Source organism: Streptomyces sp. CNT372 (assembly GCF_000377145.1).
Genome location: NZ_KB897778.1, coordinates 430,184 through 448,260 on the forward strand (window position 1 = coordinate 430,184; position 18,077 = coordinate 448,260).

Annotated in this window: 15 protein-coding genes, 2 tRNA genes and 1 pseudogene; 12 read left to right on the forward strand and 6 right to left on the reverse strand. The window is 70.5% G+C overall.

The features are described 5' to 3' along the window. Positions 1 to 38: 38 nt before the first annotated feature. Positions 39 to 1,490 carry an amino acid permease gene (locus C593_RS0107185; protein ID WP_018846621.1) on the reverse strand — a complete coding sequence of 484 codons (1,452 nt, stop codon included), beginning with the start codon at positions 1,488 to 1,490 and terminating at the stop codon, positions 39 to 41. 265 nt (positions 1,491 to 1,755) lie between these two features. On the opposite strand from C593_RS0107185, the gene C593_RS0107190 reads away from it, so the two are divergent. Next, entirely contained in the window at positions 1,756 to 2,250 is a 495-nt protein-coding gene (locus C593_RS0107190; protein WP_018846622.1) for a ribose-5-phosphate isomerase, read from the forward strand. After that, positions 2,250 to 3,074, forward strand: coding sequence for a DNA-formamidopyrimidine glycosylase family protein (locus C593_RS0107195; RefSeq protein ID WP_018846623.1), 825 nt, complete (start codon positions 2,250 to 2,252; stop codon positions 3,072 to 3,074). Before C593_RS0107190 ends, C593_RS0107195 begins: the two co-directional genes overlap by 1 nt. A gap of 95 nt (positions 3,075 to 3,169) precedes the next feature. On the opposite strand, the gene C593_RS0107200 is transcribed toward C593_RS0107195, so the two are convergent. After that, a complete protein-coding gene (locus tag C593_RS0107200; protein WP_018846624.1) occupies positions 3,170 to 4,399 on the reverse strand; it encodes a GNAT family N-acetyltransferase in 1,230 nt (409 codons plus the stop codon). A gap of 106 nt (positions 4,400 to 4,505) precedes the next feature. Between C593_RS0107200 and C593_RS0107205 the strand changes: the two genes are divergently transcribed. Together C593_RS0107205 and C593_RS29050 are read left to right on the forward strand one after the other, a co-directional pair. After that, complete coding sequence (locus tag C593_RS0107205) at positions 4,506 to 5,651, forward strand: PP2C family protein-serine/threonine phosphatase (protein ID WP_018846625.1); 1,146 nt, start codon at positions 4,506 to 4,508, stop codon at positions 5,649 to 5,651. Positions 5,652 to 5,738: 87 nt separating this feature from the next. Continuing rightward, positions 5,739 to 6,196 (forward strand): annotated as a pseudogene (locus tag C593_RS29050) (HD domain-containing protein). Between the two features lie 130 nt (positions 6,197 to 6,326). On the opposite strand, the gene C593_RS0107215 reads toward C593_RS29050, so the two are convergent. Further along, on the reverse strand, positions 6,327 to 7,526 hold the full coding sequence (locus C593_RS0107215; RefSeq protein WP_018846626.1) for an acyltransferase family protein: 1,200 nt from the start codon (positions 7,524 to 7,526) through the stop codon (positions 6,327 to 6,329). A gap of 431 nt (positions 7,527 to 7,957) precedes the next feature. Between C593_RS0107215 and C593_RS0107220 the strand changes: the two genes are divergently transcribed. After that, on the forward strand, positions 7,958 to 8,152 hold the full coding sequence (locus tag C593_RS0107220) for a hypothetical protein (RefSeq protein ID WP_026277443.1): 195 nt from the start codon (positions 7,958 to 7,960) through the stop codon (positions 8,150 to 8,152). Between the two features lie 240 nt (positions 8,153 to 8,392). Continuing rightward, positions 8,393 to 8,584 carry a DUF1272 domain-containing protein gene (locus tag C593_RS31375; protein ID WP_078521235.1) on the forward strand — a complete coding sequence of 64 codons (192 nt, stop codon included), beginning with the start codon at positions 8,393 to 8,395 and terminating at the stop codon, positions 8,582 to 8,584. Between the two features lie 475 nt (positions 8,585 to 9,059). On the opposite strand, the gene C593_RS0107225 is transcribed toward C593_RS31375, so the two are convergent. Next, positions 9,060 to 9,133 (reverse strand) — tRNA-Gly (locus C593_RS0107225). Positions 9,134 to 9,272: 139 nt separating this feature from the next. Here C593_RS0107225 and C593_RS0107230 point away from each other — a divergent pair. From C593_RS0107230 to clpX, 5 genes are all read left to right on the forward strand, one after another. Then, a tRNA-Pro gene (locus tag C593_RS0107230) sits at positions 9,273 to 9,349 on the forward strand. Between the two features lie 200 nt (positions 9,350 to 9,549). Next, positions 9,550 to 10,944, forward strand: a complete 1,395-nt coding sequence (gene tig, locus C593_RS0107235) for a trigger factor (RefSeq protein WP_018846628.1) — start codon at positions 9,550 to 9,552, stop codon at positions 10,942 to 10,944. A gap of 276 nt (positions 10,945 to 11,220) precedes the next feature. Then, positions 11,221 to 11,826, forward strand: a complete 606-nt coding sequence (locus C593_RS0107240) for an ATP-dependent Clp protease proteolytic subunit (RefSeq protein WP_020610252.1) — start codon at positions 11,221 to 11,223, stop codon at positions 11,824 to 11,826. A 56-nt stretch (positions 11,827 to 11,882) separates the two neighbouring features. Beyond that, positions 11,883 to 12,557, forward strand: a complete 675-nt coding sequence (locus tag C593_RS0107245; RefSeq protein ID WP_359158823.1) for an ATP-dependent Clp protease proteolytic subunit — start codon at positions 11,883 to 11,885, stop codon at positions 12,555 to 12,557. 145 nt (positions 12,558 to 12,702) lie between these two features. Further along, positions 12,703 to 13,992, forward strand: a complete 1,290-nt coding sequence (gene clpX, locus C593_RS0107250; RefSeq protein WP_018846631.1) for an ATP-dependent Clp protease ATP-binding subunit ClpX — start codon at positions 12,703 to 12,705, stop codon at positions 13,990 to 13,992. Positions 13,993 to 14,059: 67 nt separating this feature from the next. On the opposite strand, the gene C593_RS0107255 is transcribed toward clpX, so the two are convergent. Together C593_RS0107255 and C593_RS32920 are read right to left on the reverse strand one after the other, a co-directional pair. Beyond that, positions 14,060 to 15,088 carry a hypothetical protein gene (locus tag C593_RS0107255; RefSeq protein WP_018846632.1) on the reverse strand — a complete coding sequence of 343 codons (1,029 nt, stop codon included), beginning with the start codon at positions 15,086 to 15,088 and terminating at the stop codon, positions 14,060 to 14,062. 17 nt (positions 15,089 to 15,105) lie between these two features. Then, entirely contained in the window at positions 15,106 to 15,282 is a 177-nt protein-coding gene (locus C593_RS32920) for a hypothetical protein (RefSeq protein WP_158686804.1), read from the reverse strand. 137 nt (positions 15,283 to 15,419) lie between these two features. Between C593_RS32920 and C593_RS0107265 the strand changes: the two genes are divergently transcribed. Then, positions 15,420 to 18,068: a valine--tRNA ligase gene (locus tag C593_RS0107265; RefSeq protein ID WP_018846634.1), complete on the forward strand. Its 2,649-nt coding sequence runs from the start codon at positions 15,420 to 15,422 to the stop codon at positions 18,066 to 18,068. Positions 18,069 to 18,077 lie beyond the last annotated feature (9 nt).

Genomic DNA, 18,077 nt, shown 5'->3' on the forward strand with positions numbered 1-18,077 from the left:
GCGGACCGGGGCAGCGGGAAACGGCGTGCCCGGCGGTATCAGACCTCGGAGCGGGCGGCGGGGTCCGCCGTCCGGCGGCGCCGGCGGTCCCGGGCGATGCCCACCGTCAGGACCACAGCCGCCGCGAGCAGCGAGAGCAGCATCTGCTGGCGGCCCTTGTCGTCGAAGAGCATGTAGACGACCACGAAGGAGATCATCGCGATGGTCGCGTACGTGAGGTACGGGAACAGCCACATGCGCACGACCAGCTTCTCCGGCGACTCGCGCAGGATGATCGAGCGCATCCGCAGCTGCGTCACACAGATGACCAGCCACACGAAGAGCGCCACCGCGCCGCTGGAGTTCAGCAGGAACTCGAAGACCGTGTCCGGCCACTCGTAGTTGAAGAACACGGCGAGGAACCCGAAGGCGACCGACGACAGGATCGCGGCCATCGGCACGCCCCGCTCGTTGACCTTCGCGAAGGAGGCCGGCGCGTCACCGCGCTGGCCCAGGGAGAACGCCATCCGGGAGGCGGTGTAGAGCCCGGAGTTGAGGCAGGAGAGCACCGCGGTCAGGATGATGAAGTTCATCAGCTCGCCCGCGTGCGGAATGCCGATCGAGTTCAGCGCCGCGACGTAGGAGCCGTCCGCCAGGATCTCCTCGGAGTTCCACGGCAGCAGGGTGAGCACCACGAAGATCGAGCCCAGGTAGAAGACCGCCACGCGCCAGATCACGCTGTTGGTCGCCCGGGACACGGCCCGCTGCGGGTCCGCGGACTCGCCTGCGGCCAGGGTGACGATCTCGCTGCCCATGAACGAGAAGACGACCATCAGGATGCCCGTCAGGACCGCCCCGTAGCCCATGGGGAAGAAGCCGCCCTCGGAGGTCAGGTACGACAGGCCCGCGCCGGGGTTGTCGGAGCCGGGCAGCAGGCCGAACACGGCCAATCCGCCGACTACCACGAAGGCGCCGATCGCGGCGACCTTGATCCCCGCGAACCAGAACTCGAACTCGCCGTAGGAGGCGACGGAGGCGAGGTTGGTGGCCGTCAGCACGACCATCACCAGCAGCGCCCAGCCCCACTGGGGTACGGACGGGAGCCAGCCTTCCAGGATCTCGGCCGCGATCGTCGCCTCGACGGCGAGCACGACCACCCAGAAGAACCAGTACAGCCAGCCGATGGAGAAGCCCGCCCAGCGGCCGAGCGCCCGGTCCGCGTACGCGGAGAACGAGCCGGAGCTGGGGTTGGCCGCGGCCATCTCGCCCAGCATCCGCATCACCAGCACGACCATCAGGCCGACGAGCGCGTACGACACGAGGATCGCGGGGCCCGCCGCCGCGATGCCGGAGCTGGAGCCGGCGAACAGGCCCGCTCCGATGACACCGCCGATGGCGATCATGGAAAGATGGCGGTTCTTGAGACCTGCCTTGAGACCGTCGGGGGAGGAGGGCTGCCCGGGGTTCTCGGGCTGCTCACCTTCCTTTGTGAGGGTCATCTGCGACGTCATGCATGGATCCTTATGCCGTTGGGGCCGTTCGGGTTACGAACTGAGGAAGTGAAACCCAATACGCCGGTGTACGGAAGGTCTGCATGCGATTCGTTGCGTTCGTCACTCCGGATCTTCACTCCGGGCCGGAGTGATCTTCACACCGGAACGCGGGCGGGGCTCCCGCCGAGCCCCGCCGGCGGCCCGCCGAGCCGAGCCCCGCCGGCGGCCCGCCGAGCCGGGCCCCGCGCCGGACCGCGCCCGCCCCCCATGCCACACTCGGACCATGCGCGTGTACCTCGGCTCCGACCATGCCGGCTTCGAACTCAAGAACCACCTCGTCGAGTGGCTCACGGCCCACGGCCACGAGCCCGTCGACTGCGGTCCGCACATCTACGACGCCCAGGACGACTACCCGCCGTTCTGCCTGCGCGCCGCCGAGCGGACGGCCGCGGACCCCGACTCGCTCGGCATCGTGATCGGCGGCTCCGGCAACGGCGAGCAGATCGCCGCCAACAAGGTCAAGGGCGTGCGCGCGGCGCTCGCCTGGAGCGAGCAGACCGCCGCTCTCGGCCGCGAGCACAACAACGCCAACGTCGTCGCGATCGGCGGCCGGATGCACTCCATGGAGGAGTCGACGAAGTTCGTCGAGATCTTCCTCGACACCCCCTACTCCGGCGAGGAACGCCACACCCGCCGTATCGAGATGCTCTCGGTCTACGAGAACACCGGCGAGCTCCCCCCGATCCCGGCCCACCACCCGCAGGAGCCGACCGCCTGATGCCCGAGGGGCACACCATCCACCGGCTGGCCGCCGACTACCGGGAACGGTTCGGCGGCCGGCCCGCGCGGGTGAGCAGCCCGCAGGGCAAGTTCGCCGACTCCGCCGCGCTGCTCGACGGCACGGAACTGGAGTCCACCGAGGCCCACGGCAAGCACCTCTTCCTGGGCTTCGCCGGCGAGGAGTGGGTCCACATCCACCTCGGCCTCTTCGGCAAGGTGGCCTTCGGAGCGGCCCCCGCCCCGCCGCCCACCGACACCGTCCGGCTGCGCCTGGCCAACGCCGAGTCCTGGGTCGACCTGCGCGGCCCCACCACCTGCGCCCTGCTCACCGAGGGCGAGAAGCAGGCGGTACACGACCGGCTCGGCCCGGACCCCCTCCGCGCGGACGCCGACCCGGACCTCGCCTGGGCCCGGATATCCCGCTCGCGGACCACCGTCGCCGCCCTGCTGATGGACCAGAAGACCGTCGCGGGCGTCGGCAACGTCTACCGCGCCGAGGTCCTCTTCCGGCACGGCATCGACCCCTACCGCGCGGGCCGGGACCTGACCCGCCGCGAGTGGGACGCGATCTGGGCCGACCTGGTGCTGCTGATGCGGGAGGGCGTCCGCCTCAACCGCATCGACACCGTCCGGCCCGAGCACACCCCCGAGGCCATGGGCCGCCCGCCGCGCGTGGACGACCACGGCGGCGAGGTGTACGTCTACCGGCGGGCGGCGATGCCCTGCCACGTCTGCGGCGCCGGGATCCGCACCGCGCCGCTGGCCGCCCGCAACCTCTTCTGGTGCCCCGGCTGCCAGCACCGGCCGGCCCCCGCCACCTGACCCCGCCCGCCGCACGCCGGCCGCGCCGCGCCCACCCGCCGCGCACCCTGGCCGGGCCGGCGCGGGGCCGGCGCGGCGCGGGATCCGGAACCGGATCAGAACCCGTGCGGCAGCCACGGCGCCACGTCCGAGGAGAACGCGGACGACGCCTCCGCCAGCGCCCCCTCGCGCAGCTCGCCCACCCGGCCGGCCCGCGCCAGCGACGCCAGCGTCACCCCGCCGAAGTAGGCCGCGCCCAGCTCCCGTACCGACAGCGCCACATCCGGCGCGTCGCCCGTCCGCTCGCAGGACGCGCCCTTCGCGTCGCCGGAGAGCCGCCAGCGCCCCTCGTTCCAGGGGCAGAAGGCGTCCGAGACCTCCAGCACCACGTCCACCGGCGTCCGGTAGGTGCGGGCCGCCAGCGCGGCGCCCACCTCCACCGGCCGCGCGTGCAGGGCGTCCCGGACGCGCACCTCGCAGCGGCGGATGTCGGAGACCAGGTGCAGCAACTCGTCGTCCACCGGCCGGTTGCGCGACTGCACCGAGACCGTGAGGTCGATCCCGCAGAGGAAGTGCCAGAGTGCCGCGTAGGCCCCCGGGTCCTCGGCGGCGATGTCCCGGAGCGAGATCGTGCCCTGCGGCCCGGTCGCCGACCAGTCCGGCTTGTTGTGGAAGCGCGCGAAGCCCACCACCCGGCCCGCCCGCTCCGCCACCACGCACTGGAGCGGGGAGCCGCCGCCCCGCTCCGAGGGCGGGTCGAGCAGCGGCAGCCGCTCCCAGCCGGGGGAGCGCCGCGGCATGCCCGGCCGGGAGTCCAGCGTCGACCGGTAGACCCGTTCGCACGCCTCGGCGGACTCGTCGACCCCGGCGAAGCGCAGCCGTACGTCCTCCGCGCCCGGCGGCAGCGCGATCCGCACCCGGGTGGAGTCGACGGCGACGGACATCTGGTGGCTGGCGATCCCGTAGCCGAAGCGGCCGTAGATCGCCGGCTCGGAGGCGGTCAGCACCGCCAGCGGCTCGCCGAGCGCCCGTACGTCGTCGAGCTGACGGCGCATCAACGCGGTGAGGATGCCGCGCCGGCGGTGGGTCGCGGCCACGCTCACCATGGTCACGCCCGCCGCGGGCACCACGGACCCGCCCGGCACCGACATCCGGAACGAGAACGACCCGGCCGTGCCCACGAGCGTGTCGCCGTCCCAGGCGCCGAGCGAACGTTCCGCCTCGGTCAGGTCCTGCCACAGCCGGCGTTCCTCGGGCGCCTCCGCGACCCCGCCGAAGGCCCGCTCCAGGCCGGTGTACCAGTGATCCCATTCGGAGGGGTCGAGAATGCGCAGCTCAGTCGTCATGTGCCCATCCCTACCAGGACTCCGCGGACAGCTGCGACCGTATTTCGAACGGGTAGTCACGGGGTACCCCTCCACGGGAGCCGGGCGGGTGGATAGGGTCCATCCGATGGCCCGGGGCTCGGCAGCAGACTCGTTCGGGGCCCGGACGCGGAAGGCCGTGCACCGGGTCCGCACCGGGCTGCGCCGCTCCGCCGTCGACTACTTCCGCGGCGGCGGCTCCGACCGCCTGGCTCTCGCCGGGCTTCTGCTGACCGTCCCGGCCCTGGTCTGGGGCACCGTCACCAACCCGGTCTGGTTCTCCCCGGTCGCCCTGGTCCTCCCCATCGTCGCGGGCGGCCTGGTACTGCGCCCCGCGAGCCTGCTGGGGCTGTACGCGGCGGCCGCGGCCGGTCTGATCGTGGAGTCCACCGTCCTCGGCCCGTACACCGAGGGCCCGGCCCGGGTCACCCCCGGCACCGTCCTCACCGTGGCCGCCTGCGGCTTCTTCGGGCTGCTCATCGCGCAGTTCCGGGCCCGGGTCGGTGTGCCCTGGCGGCGCGGCGGCACCATGCTCTTCGACCTGCGCGAACGCATCCGGGTGCAGAGCGCCCTGCCGAGGCTGCCGAAGGGCTGGCACCGCGAGATGGCGCTGCGGCCGGCCGGCGGGCAGTCCTTCTCCGGGGACTTCGTCGTCGCGGCCCGGACCAACGGCGGCCGCACCCTGGAGATCGTCCTCACCGATGTGTCCGGCAAGGGGATGGACGCGGCCTCCCGGGCGCTGCTGCTCTCCGGTGCGTTCGGCGGGCTGCTCGGCTCGCTGCCACCCCACGGTTTCCTGCCGGCGGCCAACGGCTATCTGCTGCGCCAGGACTGGGACGAGGGCTTCGCCACCTCGATCCACCTGGTCCTGGACCTGGACTCCGGGGACTACGAGCTGCTCTCCGCGGGCCACCTGCCCGCCCTCCAGCTCCACGCGGGGACCGGCCGCTGGGAGGAGAAGGCCGCCGAAGGGCCGCTCCTCGGGGTGTACGACGGGGCGCAGTTCGACCCGGTGAAGGGCTCCCTGCGCCCCGGCGACGTGCTGATGCTGTTCACGGACGGCCTGGTGGAGGCGTCCGGCCGGGACATCGCCGAGGGCATCGACCGGCTGACGGGCGAGGCCGACCGCTATGTGGCCGCCGGCTTCGAGGGCGCCGCCTGGCACCTCATCGAGGCGGTGGCCAAGGACGTCAACGACGACCGGGCGCTGCTGCTGCTGCGCCGCCAGGGGTGAGGGCCGGCTCCTCCTCCTCGGCCGTCCGGCGCCCCTCGGGGCACGCACCCACGGGGCGCGGCAGGTCAGGGGCCGTAGAGTCGTCCCATGTCGGACCATCTGAGCCTGGCCGAGATCGAGGCCATCGCCCGCGAGGCACACGAGGGGCAGACGGACAAGTCGGGACGTCCCTACGCGGAGCACATCTCCGCCGTCGCCCACGGGGTCCGCGGACGCGGCGGGAGCGACGAGCAGATCGCGGCCGGCTGGCTGCACGACGCCGTCGAGGACGACCGGCTCAGCCGGGCCTGGCTGGACGGGGCCGCCCTGCCGCGGTCCGTCAGGAGATGGTCCTGGCGCTGACGAAGGGGGAGGGGGAGAGCCTGGAGTCCTACACGGCTCGCGTCCTCGCCACCCCCGGCGCCCTCCTCGTGAAGGAGGCGGACCTGGCGCACAACACGAACCCGGCCCGCCTCGCGGCGCTGGACGAGGCGACCCGGGCCCGGCTCACCGAGAAGTACGCGAACACCCGCCGGCTCCTCGGCCTGGACGCGCCCCGGCCCTGACCTGACCTGCCCCGCCGAGCCCCGAGCCTGACCTGACCCGCCTGCCCCGGACACGGCGCCGGCCCCCGCGCCGCGAGGGCACCGGGGGCCGGTCGGGGGGCCGGGCGGCGTGCCGCTCCGAGCGGGCGGGCTACCGCGCCGCGCCCGCCTTCGCCGGCTCCTCCTTGCGGAACGCCCACACCATGTCGGGCTCCGTCACGGGCCGCATCAGCCGGCGGACCGGCGGGGTGCACAGAAGGGTGACCACCCCGGCCATCACCACGGTGATGGTGACCAGGCCGATGGGGCCGCTCAGCCAGTCGTTCTCCTCGAAGACGCCCAGGTAGTCGCAGGCCTTCACCACGAAGCCGTGCAGCAGGTAGCCGCAGATGGTGCCCGCGCCCAGCGCGGTCATCCAGCTCTGCCGGCTCGGCACCCACGCCAGGAACGCGGCGGTCAGCACGGCCGCGCAGCCGAAGAAGCCGAGGACGATCAGGGCCCCGGACCACCACGCGGTGCCGATGTCCTGCACCGCGCTGGAGCGGTAGAACCAGCGCAGCGTGATGTCCGGCGCGAGCCAGTAGGCGAACAGCGCCGTGCCCGCCAGCAGCGGCAGGGTCAGCAGCTTGACCTCCCGCCGGCGCAGCATCCGGAAGTGCTCCGGCTTCATGCACAGACCGAGCACGAAGAACGGCAGGAACTGGAGCACCCGCTGGAGGTTGAGGTCCGCGCCGATGCCGGGTGTCAGGGCCGCCGCGACGCCGATGGCGAGGGCGACGGGCAGCGGCCACCTCACCACACGCCACAGTGGGGTGGTGAGCCGCCAGATGAACAGGGCCGCGAGGAACCAGGTCAGGTAGTACGGGTCGAGCAGGGTGATCTTCTGGCCGGAGTCGCCGCCCGCGTACTTGGCGAAGAGGGAGTACGCGACCTCGAAGACCACGTACGGCAGGGCGATGCCGGTCAGCAGCCGCCGGATCTGGTGCGGCTTGCCCTGGTAGCTGCGCGAGAAGTAGCCGGAGATCAGGATGAAGGCCGGCATGTGGAAGGTGTAGATGATCATGTACAGCGCACGGGCGGCCCGGCTGCCGTCCATGACCGGCTCCCAGGCGTGCGCGACGGCCACGAGGACGATCGCCAGGTACTTCGCGTTGTCGAAGTAGGGATCGCGGCCGGCGGGCTTCGCGGACCCGGCGGGGGCCGGCGGGGCGGACGTCCGCTCGGTCCTCCGCTCGGCCGGGGCCGTCGCGAGAGCGGTCGCGGTGTGCGCGGCTCCCGGTTCGGGGGCGGGGCCCGGCTCCTGAGCCTCCGGTGACGGAGTCTTCTGATATCCGTGCGCAGCGTGGAACATTCAAGGCACCTTAGCCATGCTTTTTCGGTTTGGAAAATACCGGCGTCATGGCGGTCATTCGAATCAGGAAACCCTACGAACTGCCCTTTTCGTCCCGTTTGGTACAGCTTGAACGGGGCATTTCGCCGCGCTTCTGGCGTGACGCAAATTACTCTTCGAGCGTTCTTCGAATTTCATGTGACCAACATGTGGGGGCATGGAAACGATCGGGTCGTGTTCCTTCTCGCATTTCACTCCGCCGGAGCCGTCGCTCCACGGCTGCCCCGGATGCCCCCGCCCATGCCTGCCGAGTCTGGCGTGATCTTGTCGGCGACGATTCGTCACCGGGCAGCAGGGGCAGGGAGGTTGGTGGCACCATGGGTGCCGTCGGGGGTGCGCTGGGCCGTGTGCCCCCGGGCCGGCAAGGCGGACCGACCGAGGGTGTGATCAGTGTGGCCATTTCACTGTCAGTGGTGGTGCTGTTGTTGGTCATCCTTGTGGTGATGATCCGCAGCGGTTCCATCAAGCCGGGACCGGCCGTCGTCGCCATCCTGTTCGGCTTCTTCCTCGCGTCGACCGGCATGGCCCCGTCGATCAACCGCTTCATGAACTCCCTGGCGGACACGATCAACCAGATAAGTTTCTGAAGGCCCCGCGCCAACTCCCCTGCGGCCGACCCCCGGAACGCCGCAGGGCCGGTCCGGCGCGTGCTGTGCCGGACCGGCCCCGGGCCGAAGGGGACGGGCGAGGCAATCGAACCCGCGTAGCTGGTCGTAAGGACCCCGGACGCGGAATCCGGCTGCAAGGCCCGATGCGGGCCCTTCGAGGCTCGCACCATGGCTTGTCGATCACTCGGGCAATCGATGCCCGCACCAGCTGGGAGACTCATGGCTCTGGAGATGCGGGACCGCTGCGAACGGTGCGAACGGACGGTGCTGCCGCTGGACTCCCCATCCGCCCGCATCTGCTCGTACGAGTGCACCTTCTGCGTGGCCTGCAGTGATGCCATGCAGGCCACGTGTCCCAACTGCGGTGGCGAACTCGTGGCCCGCCCCCGGCGAGCGTCCGCGTCTGCCTGATCCGGAGTCCTCCTGCCGGGCGGCGAGCCGCCCGGCCACGCCATGCGGCGGAGCCGGCTCCGTCCCGGCCCGGGACGCCGCGAGGATCCCGCGACAGTCACCGGTCGTCAGGGCGAACCACGCGCGCATCCCGTGGGCCCAGCCGGAGATCTCCGCGTTCCCGGATCGTCGCGGTCCCGGCCGTGATCGCGACCGGCCCTGCGACGTGCCTCGCCGTGTTCGCCCGGCCCGGGTCCGGACGGCCCGGTCTTCATCGGAACCAGCAAGGCGACGCCTCGCCGGAGCCACTTCGGCGAGCTGTGGCGCCGGCGTGCGATCAAGTCGGCATCGAGGGACCGCACTTTCATGATCTCCGCCACACCCGGAACACCCTCGCCGCCGCGACCGGTGCCGGCGCGCGGGAGCTGATGACGAAGACCGGAAACGCCGCAGGGCCAGGCTGGAGGACGAACCTCCGGCCTGGCCCTGAGCCATGTGGAGCGGGCGACGGGAATCGAACCCGCGTAGCTAGTTTGGAAGACTAGGGCTCTACCATTGAGCTACGCCCGCGTGGAGGGCCGGTGCGGTGACCGCCCGGCACGGACAGCATCGTAGCGTCTTGCCGAGGCCCGGCGCACACCCCGTCCCGGCGTCCGTGAAATCACCCCTGACCGGGGCCTCGCGGCATGTACCCTACGGTTCGCACCGACGGGGTGTGGCGCAGCTTGGTAGCGCGTCCGCTTTGGGAGCGGAAGGTCGTCGGTTCGAATCCGGCCACCCCGACCAGCAAGATCGCACCGCGCCGTCCGCGCGGGTCCGCGGAGCCGTCTCGCGGCGGGCAAGATCGCGTTGTGAGGGTCCTCCTGCTTGCCGTTACTATGCAAGCTGCGTGCCCGTGTGTCTGATGTGCCGGGCCCGATCCGCTGAAACGCCCGCTCAGGGCGTCGGCAGAACCCCTAGATGTCAGCCACCAAGGAGACCGAACCGTGAAGAGCGCCGTGGAGACCCTGAACCCGACCCGGGTTCGGCTCACTGTCGAGGTGCCCTTCGAGGAGCTCAAGGACAGCCTCGACGCGGCGTACAAGAAGATCAACCAGCAGGTCACGGTGAAGGGCTTCCGCAAGGGCAAGATCCCTGCCCGGGTCATCGACCAGCGGTTCGGCCGCGGTGCTGTGCTGGAGGAGGCCGTCAACGACGCGCTTCCGAAGTTCTACACCGAGGCGGTCAACGAGGCGGAGATCAACCCGCTCGGCCAGCCCGAGGTGGACATCACCGAGCTGAAGGACGGCGAGACGCTGAACTTCACCGCCGAGGTCGACGTCCGTCCCGCCATCGAGATCCCGGACTACTCCGGCATCGAGGTCACCGTCGACGCCGTCGAGGTCACCGACGAGGACGTCGAGAAGTCCGTCGAGCAGCTCCGTGAGCGCTTCGCCTCGACGAACCCGGTCGAGCGCGCCGCCGCCGACGGCGACGTCGTCACCATCGACCTGGAGGCCAAGGTCGACGGCGAGGTGCTGCCCGACGGCGTCGCCAACGGCGTCTCCTACACGATCGGTTCGGGCGAGCTGCTCGACGGCATCGACGAGGCCGTGACCGGCCTGGAGGCCGGCGGCGAGGCCACCTTCACCTCGCAGCTCAAGGGCGGTTCCGCCGAGGGCAAGGACGCCGAGGTCACCGTCAAGGTCACCGCCGTCGCCGCCCGCGAGCTCCCCGAGCTGGACGACGACTTCGCCCAGCTCGCCTCCGAGTTCGACACCCTCGAGGAGCTGAAGGCCGACAGCCGCAAGCGACTTGAGAACATGAAGCAGTACGACCAGGCCACCCAGGCCCAGGAGCGCGTCCTCGACGAGCTGCTGAAGCTGGCGGAGGTCCCGATCCCCGAGAAGCTCCTCGAGGACGAGATCAACACCCGCAAGCACAACCTGGAGCACCACCAGCTCGGCCAGATGGGCCTCGACCTCGCCAAGTACCTGGAGATCCAGGGCAAGACGGCCGAGGAGTTCGACGAGGAGACCCGCGAGCAGGCGGTCAAGGGCATCAAGACCCAGTTCATCCTCGACGAGCTGGTCAACAAGGAGAAGCTGAACGTCAACCAGGAGGAGCTCACCGAGCACCTCATGCGCCGTGCGGCCTCCTCCAACATGAGCCCCGACCAGTTCGCCCAGGCCGTCGTCGAGGGCGGCCAGGTGCCGATGCTCGTCGGCGAGGTCGCCCGCGGCAAGGCGCTGGCCGTGGTCGTCGAGGCCGCCAAGGTCACCGACACCAACGGCGAGACCGTCGACCTGGACGACGACGAGGACGAGACCGCGCCGGCCGAGGCCGCCGCCGAGGCGTCCGCCGACGCCGACGAGGCCGCCGAGAAGAAGAACGAGGGCTGAGTCCCCCGCTCCCGCAGCCGTGGACGGGCTCCGGACGCCGAAGGGCGTCCGGAGCCCGTCTCCGTAGGGCCGGCCGGGCCCGCGGACGCCGCGACGGCCGCCCCGGGCCGGGACCTTGCGCTCCGAGCGAACAGTTCGGGAACCGGGATGGCTCTGTCCGACCTGCGCGTTAGGGTCCATGAATACGAGGGCAGGCAAGTCCCCGCCCCCCGGTACGAAGACGCTGAGACGGCCGGAAGCCGTCAGAGACGAGCAGGTGGATACGTGACGAATCTGATGCCTTACGTCGCCGGTGAGCCGTCCATCGGCGGTGGCCTCGGCGACCAGGTCTACAGCCGGCTGCTCGGCGAGCGCATCATCTTCCTCGGCCAGCAGGTCGACGACGACATCGCCAACAAGATCACGGCGCAGATGCTGCTCCTTGCCGCCGACCCGGACAAGGACATCTACCTCTACATCAACAGCCCCGGCGGTTCGGTGACGGCCGGCATGGCCGTCTACGACACCATGCAGTACATCCCGAACGACGTCGTCACCATCGGTATGGGCATGGCGGCCTCGATGGGCCAGTTCCTGCTGACCGGTGGCGCCGCGGGCAAGCGCTTCGCCCTGCCGAACACCGACATCCTCATGCACCAGGGCTCCGCCGGGCTCGGCGGTACCGCCTCGGACATCAAGATCCAGGCCGAGTACCTGCTCCGGACGAAGAAGCGCATGGCCGAGATCACCGCCCAGCACTCCGGCCAGACCGTCGAGGCGATCATCCGCGACGGCGACCGCGACCGCTGGTTCACCGCGGAGGAGGCCAAGGAGTACGGCCTCATCGACGAGATCATCTCCGCCGCTTCGGGCGTGCCCGGCGGCGGCGGCACCGGCGCCTGAGCCAGGTCCGCCGCGTCCGCACCCCGCACCGCCCGAGCCCGCAGAACGCCACCAGGATGGTGAACACCCATATGAGCAACTTCTCCGCGAGCGGTCTCTACACCGGCCCGCAGCTGGACAACCGCTACGTCGTCCCGCGCTTCGTCGAGCGCACCTCGCAGGGCGTGCGCGAGTACGACCCGTACGCGAAGCTCTTCGAGGAGCGCGTGATCTTCCTCGGCGTGCAGATCGACGACGCCTCCGCCAACGACGTCATGGCGCAGCTGCTGTGCCTGGAGTCGATGGACCCGGACCGCGACATCTCGATCTACATCAACAGCCCCGGCGGCTCGTTCACCGCGCTGACCGCCATCTACGACACGATGCAGTTCGTGAAGCCGGACATCCAGACGGTCTGCATGGGCCAGGCCGCCTCCGCCGCCGCCGTCCTGCTGGCCGCCGGCACCCCGGGCAAGCGCATGGCCCTGCCGCACGCGCGCGTCCTGATCCACCAGCCGTCCTCGCAGACCGGCCGTGAGCAGCTCTCCGACCTGGAGATCGCCGCCAACGAGATCCTGCGCATGCGCGAGCAGCTGGAGGAGATGCTGGCCAAGCACTCCACCACGCCGATCGAGAAGGTCCGCGACGACATCGAGCGCGACAAGATCCTCACGGCCGAGGACGCCCTCGCGTACGGCCTGGTCGACCAGATCGTGTCGACGCGCAAGAGCACGGCCGCAGCGGCCGCCTGACGCGTTCCGGCGCCCTTGGCACGGTCCACGGTCATGTGAACCGTGCCAAGGGGGGCCCGAACGGGGGGCCAGGCAAGGTACCGTCGGATATGAGGCACCAGGAGCGGCTGAACCAAGCCGCTCCCAGGCGAAGGGGAAGCACCTCGTGGCACGCATCGGTGATGGCGGCGACCTGCTCAAGTGCTCGTTCTGCGGAAAGAGCCAGAAGCAGGTGAAGAAGCTCATCGCAGGCCCCGGGGTCTACATCTGCGACGAGTGCATCGACCTCTGCAACGAGATCATCGAGGAAGAGCTCGCGGAGACCTCCGAGGTGCGGTGGGAGGAACTCCCCAAGCCCCGCGAGATCTACGAGTTCCTGGAGAGCTACGTCGTCGGCCAGGAGCCGGCGAAGAAGGCCCTCTCGGTGGCGGTCTACAACCACTACAAGCGGGTCCAGGCAGGCGAGAACGGCGGCGGCCAGGGCCGCGAGGACGCGATCGAACTCGCGAAGTCCAACATCCTGCTGCTGGGCCCCACGGGCTCCGGCAAGACCCTCCTCGCGCAGACCCTCGCCCGGATGCTGAACGTCCCCTTCGCCATCGCCGACGCGACGGCGCTCACGGAGGCGGGTTACGTCGGCGAGGACGTCGAGAACATCCTGCTGAAGCTGATCCAGGCGGCCGACTACGACGTCAAGAAGGCCGAGACCGGGATCATCTACATCGACGAGATCGACAAGGTCGCCCGCAAGAGTGAGAACCCGTCGATCACCCGGGACGTCTCGGGCGAGGGCGTCCAGCAGGCCCTGCTGAAGATCCTGGAGGGCACCACCGCCTCCGTGCCCCCGCAGGGCGGACGCAAGCACCCGCACCAGGAGTTCATCCAGATCGACACGACGAACGTGCTGTTCATCGTGGGCGGCGCCTTCGCCGGTCTGGAGAAGATCATCGAGTCCCGCGCGGGTGCCAAGGGCATCGGCTTCGGCGCGACGATCCGCTCCAAGCGCGAGATCGAGGCGAGCGACCAGTTCCAGGAGGTCATGCCGGAGGACCTGGTCAAGTTCGGCATGATCCCCGAGTTCATCGGCCGCCTCCCGGTGATCACCTCGGTCCACAACCTGGACCGCGAGGCCCTCCTCAAGATCTTGGTCGAGCCGCGCAACGCGCTCGTCAAGCAGTACCAGCGCCTCTTCGAACTCGACGGCGTGGAACTGGACTTCGACCGCCCCGCCCTGGAGGCCATCGCCGACCAGGCCATCCTCCGCGGCACCGGCGCCCGCGGCCTCCGCGCGATCATGGAGGAGGTGCTGATGTCGGTGATGTACGAGGTCCCCTCCCGCAAGGACGTGGCCCGCGTGGTCATCACGGAGGACGTCGTCCACAACAACGTCAACCCCACCCTGGTCCCGCGCATCGTCAAGGACGAGGGCAACGGCCGCCACGAGAAGAGCGCGTAGGCACGCACGACGAAGGGGCGCCCCGGACGACTCGTCGTCCGGGGCGCCCCTTTCCGTCCAGCCGGCGTCAGACCTTGCTGCGCGAGGCCTTGTAGTGCTTCGCGGTCAGCTCCGCGACCTCGTCCAGCGTGTAGCTCTTGCCGCTTCCGGTCAGGACCGCGCCCAGCTCCATGGCGTTGACCACGCCGACGGTGCTGTAGTCCGCCCAGATGCAGGTGGGGACCTCGAACTCCTTCGGGCCCTTCTCCATCGTGCCGTCGCCCTCGGAGTTGAGGAACTTGATGCTCTGGCACTTCATCAGGGCGCCCTCGAAACCGGAGGGGGTCTTCTCGACCGGGTCCCCGACGGGCTGCATCTTCACGTCCTTGCCGAGAGTGGCGCTCTGGTCCTTCTCGTAGTTCGCGAAGCCGGTGTCGATGGCCTTCTCCGGGTCGGCGACCTCGCCCCACATGCCGTTGAGGCTCAGGTTCTTCGCCTGGAGCGGGTTGCTCTTGTCACCGGCCGTGTAGGACGCCTGGACCATGTGCGGGTCCTTGATGCCCATGGCGTCGGCGCTCGCCTTGGCCTTGGAGTCCATCGTCGGGTTCTTGTCGGCGCCCTGCTTGGTGAAGTCGTCGATCGACGCCGCCGGGGTCACCTTGTACCCCTTGGTGTCGTCCGCGACCGCCGCGTTCCCGCTGCCGCCACCGCCCAGGAGGAAGTACGCGCCGACGCCGAGCGCCGCCACGACGGCCACCGCGCCGAGGATCAGGCCGGTCTTCTTGCCGCCACCGCCGCCGTTCGGGGGCGGTGGCGGGGCCGGGTAGCCGCCCGGGTACTGGGGCTGCTGGCCGTACGGTCCCGGCGCCTGGGGCTGGCCGTAGGGCGGGGTGCCCGGCGCGCCCTGCTGCGGATAGCCGTATCCGGGCTGCGGCGGGACGCCCTGCGGGGCCTGCTGCGGGTAGCCGTATCCGGGCTGCGGCGGGACGCCCTGCGGGGCCTGCTGCGGGTAGCCGTATCCGGGCTGCGGCGGGCCGGGCGGCTGCTGGCCGTAGGGGCCCGGCTGGTTGTAAGGGCCGGGCTGCTGGCCGTAGGGCCCCGGCTGGTTGTGACTCATTCACGGTCTCCTTGGGGCTACTTGATTTCGACGCGCACGTCGTCGCGCACCTTGGCGCTCGTTCCCGCGGCGGTCTCCAGCGCGATGGCCTTTCCGCTCAGCACCAGCGACGCGTCCGGCCGCGTCACGTACGAGAGGGTGCTGTGGCCGCCCCACAAGCACCCGCCGTACGGGCCAGGCTGGTGGCAACTCATGACCGGCGTCCCCCTCGTGATGCTTACGCGCTCCGGACATCCTGGCGCAATGCCGTTCCCCACGGCACGGCAGGGGGCACACCGTTACGGAAGAATCGCGTTTCAGGACGACCCCGTGACACCTCTAAACTGACCCCGTGACCGAGAACACTCAGCAGCAGACAGCGCCCACCACCGAACTGCCGACCCAGTACGCGCCGGCCGAGGTAGAGGGGCCGCTGTACGAGCGCTGGGTGGAGCGGGGGTACTTCGAGGCGGACGCGAAGAGCGAGAAGCCCCCGTTCACCGTCGTCATCCCGCCGCCGAACGTCACCGGCAGCCTGCACCTGGGCCACGCCTTCGAGCACACGCTCATCGACGCCCTCACCCGCCGCAAGCGGATGCAGGGCTACGAGACGCTGTGGCAGCCCGGCATGGACCACGCCGGTATCGCCACCCAGAACGTCGTGGAGCGCGAGCTCGCCAAGGAGGGCAAGTCCCGCCACGACCTGGGCCGTGAGGCGTTCATCGAGCGCGTCTGGCAGTGGAAGGGCGAGTCCGGCGGCCAGATCTCCGGTCAGATGCGCCGCCTCGGCGACGGCGTCGCCTGGTCCCGCGAGCGCTTCACCATGGACGAGGGCCTGTCCCAGGCCGTCCAGACGATCTTCAAGCGCCTCTACGAGGACGAGCTGATCTACCGCGCCGAGCGCATCATCAACTGGTGCCCGCGCTGTCTGACCGCGATCTCCGACATCGAGGTCGAGTACCAGGACGACGACGGCGAACTCGTCTCCATGACCTACGGCGAGGGCGAGGAGACGATCGTCGTCGCCACCACCCGCGCCGAGACGATGCTCGGCGACACCGCGGTCGCCGTCCACCCGGACGACGAGCGCTACCGGCACCTCATCGGCAGGCAGATCAAGCTCCCGCTCACCGACCGCAGCATCCCGGTCGTCGCGGACACCCATGTCGACCCGGAGTTCGGCACCGGCGCCGTCAAGGTGACGCCGGCGCACGACCCGAACGACTTCGAGATCGGCCGGCGCCACGACCTGCCGTCGCTGACCGTCATGGACGAGCGCGCGGTCATCACCGTCCCGGGGCCCTTCGAGGGCCTGGACCGGCTGGAGGCGCGCAGCGCCATCGTCGGCGCCCTGCGCGCCGAGGGCCGGATCGTCGCGGAGAAGCGCCCGTACACGCACTCGGTCGGCCACTGCTCCCGCTGCAAGACGACGGTCGAGCCGCGGCTGTCCCTGCAGTGGTGGGTCAAGGTCGGCCCGCTGGCGAAGGCCGCGGGCGACGCGGTCCGCGACGGCCGGGTGAAGATCCACCCGCAGGAGATGGAGAAGCGGTACTTCGACTGGGTCGACAACCTGCACGACTGGTGCATCTCGCGCCAGCTCTGGTGGGGGCACCGCATCCCCGTCTGGTACGGCCCGGACGGCGAGATCGTCTGCGTCGGCCCCGGTGAGGAGCCGCCAGCCGGCGAGGGCTGGCACCAGGAGACCGACGTCCTGGACACCTGGTTCTCCTCGGGCCTGTGGCCGTTCTCCACCCTCGGCTGGCCGGAGGAGACCGAGAGCCTCGCGAAGTTCTACCCGAACTCCGTCCTGGTCACCGGCTACGACATCCTGTTCTTCTGGGTCGCCCGGATGATGATGTTCGGCCTGTACGCGATGGACGGCACCCCGCCGTTCCACACCATCGCCCTGCACGGCATGGTCCGCGACCAGTTCGGCAAGAAGATGTCGAAGTCCTTCGGCAACGCGGTCAACCCGCTGGACTGGATGGACAAGTACGGCTCCGACGCCCTGCGCTTCACCCTGGCGCGCGGCGCCAACCCGGGTGTGGACGTCCCGATCGGCGAGGACTGGGTCCAGGGCTCCCGCAACTTCGCCAACAAGATCTGGAACGCCACCCGCTTCGCGCTGATGAACGGCGCCACGGTCGAGGGCGAGCTGCCCCCGGCCGAGGAGATGTCGGCGACCGACCGCTGGATCCTGTCCCGGCTGAACAAGACCGTCGCCGAGGTGGACGCGAACTACGAGGACTTCCAGTTCGCCAAGCTCTCCGAGGCCCTGTTCCACTTCGCCTGGGACGAGGTCTTCGACTGGTACGTCGAGCTGTCCAAGACCACCTTCTTCGCCGGCGGCGAGCCCGCCAAGGTGTCCGGCCGGGTCCTCGGTGAGGTCCTGGACGTGATGCTGCGGCTGCTGCACCCGGTCGTCCCCTTCGTCACCGACACCCTGTGGACCACCCTCACCGGCGGGGAGTCCCTCGTCGTCGCCGACTGGCCCGAGGCCGTGTCCGTTCCCGGGGCCGACGCCCCGGGTGGCTTCCGGGACGAGGCCGCCGAGCGGGAGATCGAGCTGGTCCAGCAGGTCGTCACCGAGGTCCGCCGCTTCCGCAGCGACCAGGGGCTCCAGCCGGGTCAGAAGGTGCCGGCCCGGCTCACCCTGGACGGCACCGCGCTGGCCCCGCACGAGCCCGCGATCCGGCAGCTGCTGCGCCTCCAGCCGGAGGGCGAGGGCTTCCACGCCACCGCCTCCCTGCCGGTCGCGGGCGCCACGGTCGCCCTCGACCTCTCCGGCACGATCGACGTCGAGGCCGAGCGCAAGCGCCTGACGAAGGACCTGGGCGCCGCCGAGAAGGAGGTCGCCCAGGCCAACGCCAAGCTCGGCAACGAGGCGTTCCTCGCCAAGGCCCCCGACCAGGTCGTGGAGAAGATCCGCACCCGCCTGGCCAAGGCCGAGGCCGAGATCGCCCGGATCACCGGCCAGCTCGCCGGCCTGCCCCAGGGCTGAGGCACGGCA

Excerpts from the sequence above, each read along its gene's own strand:
- C593_RS0107185 (WP_018846621.1), bottom strand. The coding sequence starts at position 1,490 with ATGACGTCGCAGATGACCCTCACAAAGGAAGGTGAGCAGCCCGAGAAC.
- C593_RS0107190 (WP_018846622.1), top strand. The coding sequence starts at position 1,756 with ATGCGCGTGTACCTCGGCTCCGACCATGCCGGCTTCGAACTCAAGAAC.
- C593_RS0107195 (WP_018846623.1), top strand. The coding sequence starts at position 2,250 with ATGCCCGAGGGGCACACCATCCACCGGCTGGCCGCCGACTACCGGGAA.
- C593_RS0107200 (WP_018846624.1), bottom strand. The coding sequence starts at position 4,399 with ATGACGACTGAGCTGCGCATTCTCGACCCCTCCGAATGGGATCACTGG.
- C593_RS0107205 (WP_018846625.1), top strand. The coding sequence starts at position 4,506 with ATGGCCCGGGGCTCGGCAGCAGACTCGTTCGGGGCCCGGACGCGGAAG.
- C593_RS0107215 (WP_018846626.1), bottom strand. The coding sequence starts at position 7,526 with ATGTTCCACGCTGCGCACGGATATCAGAAGACTCCGTCACCGGAGGCT.
- C593_RS31375 (WP_078521235.1), top strand. The coding sequence starts at position 8,393 with ATGGCTCTGGAGATGCGGGACCGCTGCGAACGGTGCGAACGGACGGTG.
- C593_RS0107240 (WP_020610252.1), top strand. The coding sequence starts at position 11,221 with ATGCCTTACGTCGCCGGTGAGCCGTCCATCGGCGGTGGCCTCGGCGAC.
- C593_RS0107245 (WP_359158823.1), top strand. The coding sequence starts at position 11,883 with ATGGTGAACACCCATATGAGCAACTTCTCCGCGAGCGGTCTCTACACC.
- C593_RS0107255 (WP_018846632.1), bottom strand. The coding sequence starts at position 15,088 with ATGAGTCACAACCAGCCGGGGCCCTACGGCCAGCAGCCCGGCCCTTAC.
- C593_RS32920 (WP_158686804.1), bottom strand. The coding sequence starts at position 15,282 with ATGAGTTGCCACCAGCCTGGCCCGTACGGCGGGTGCTTGTGGGGCGGC.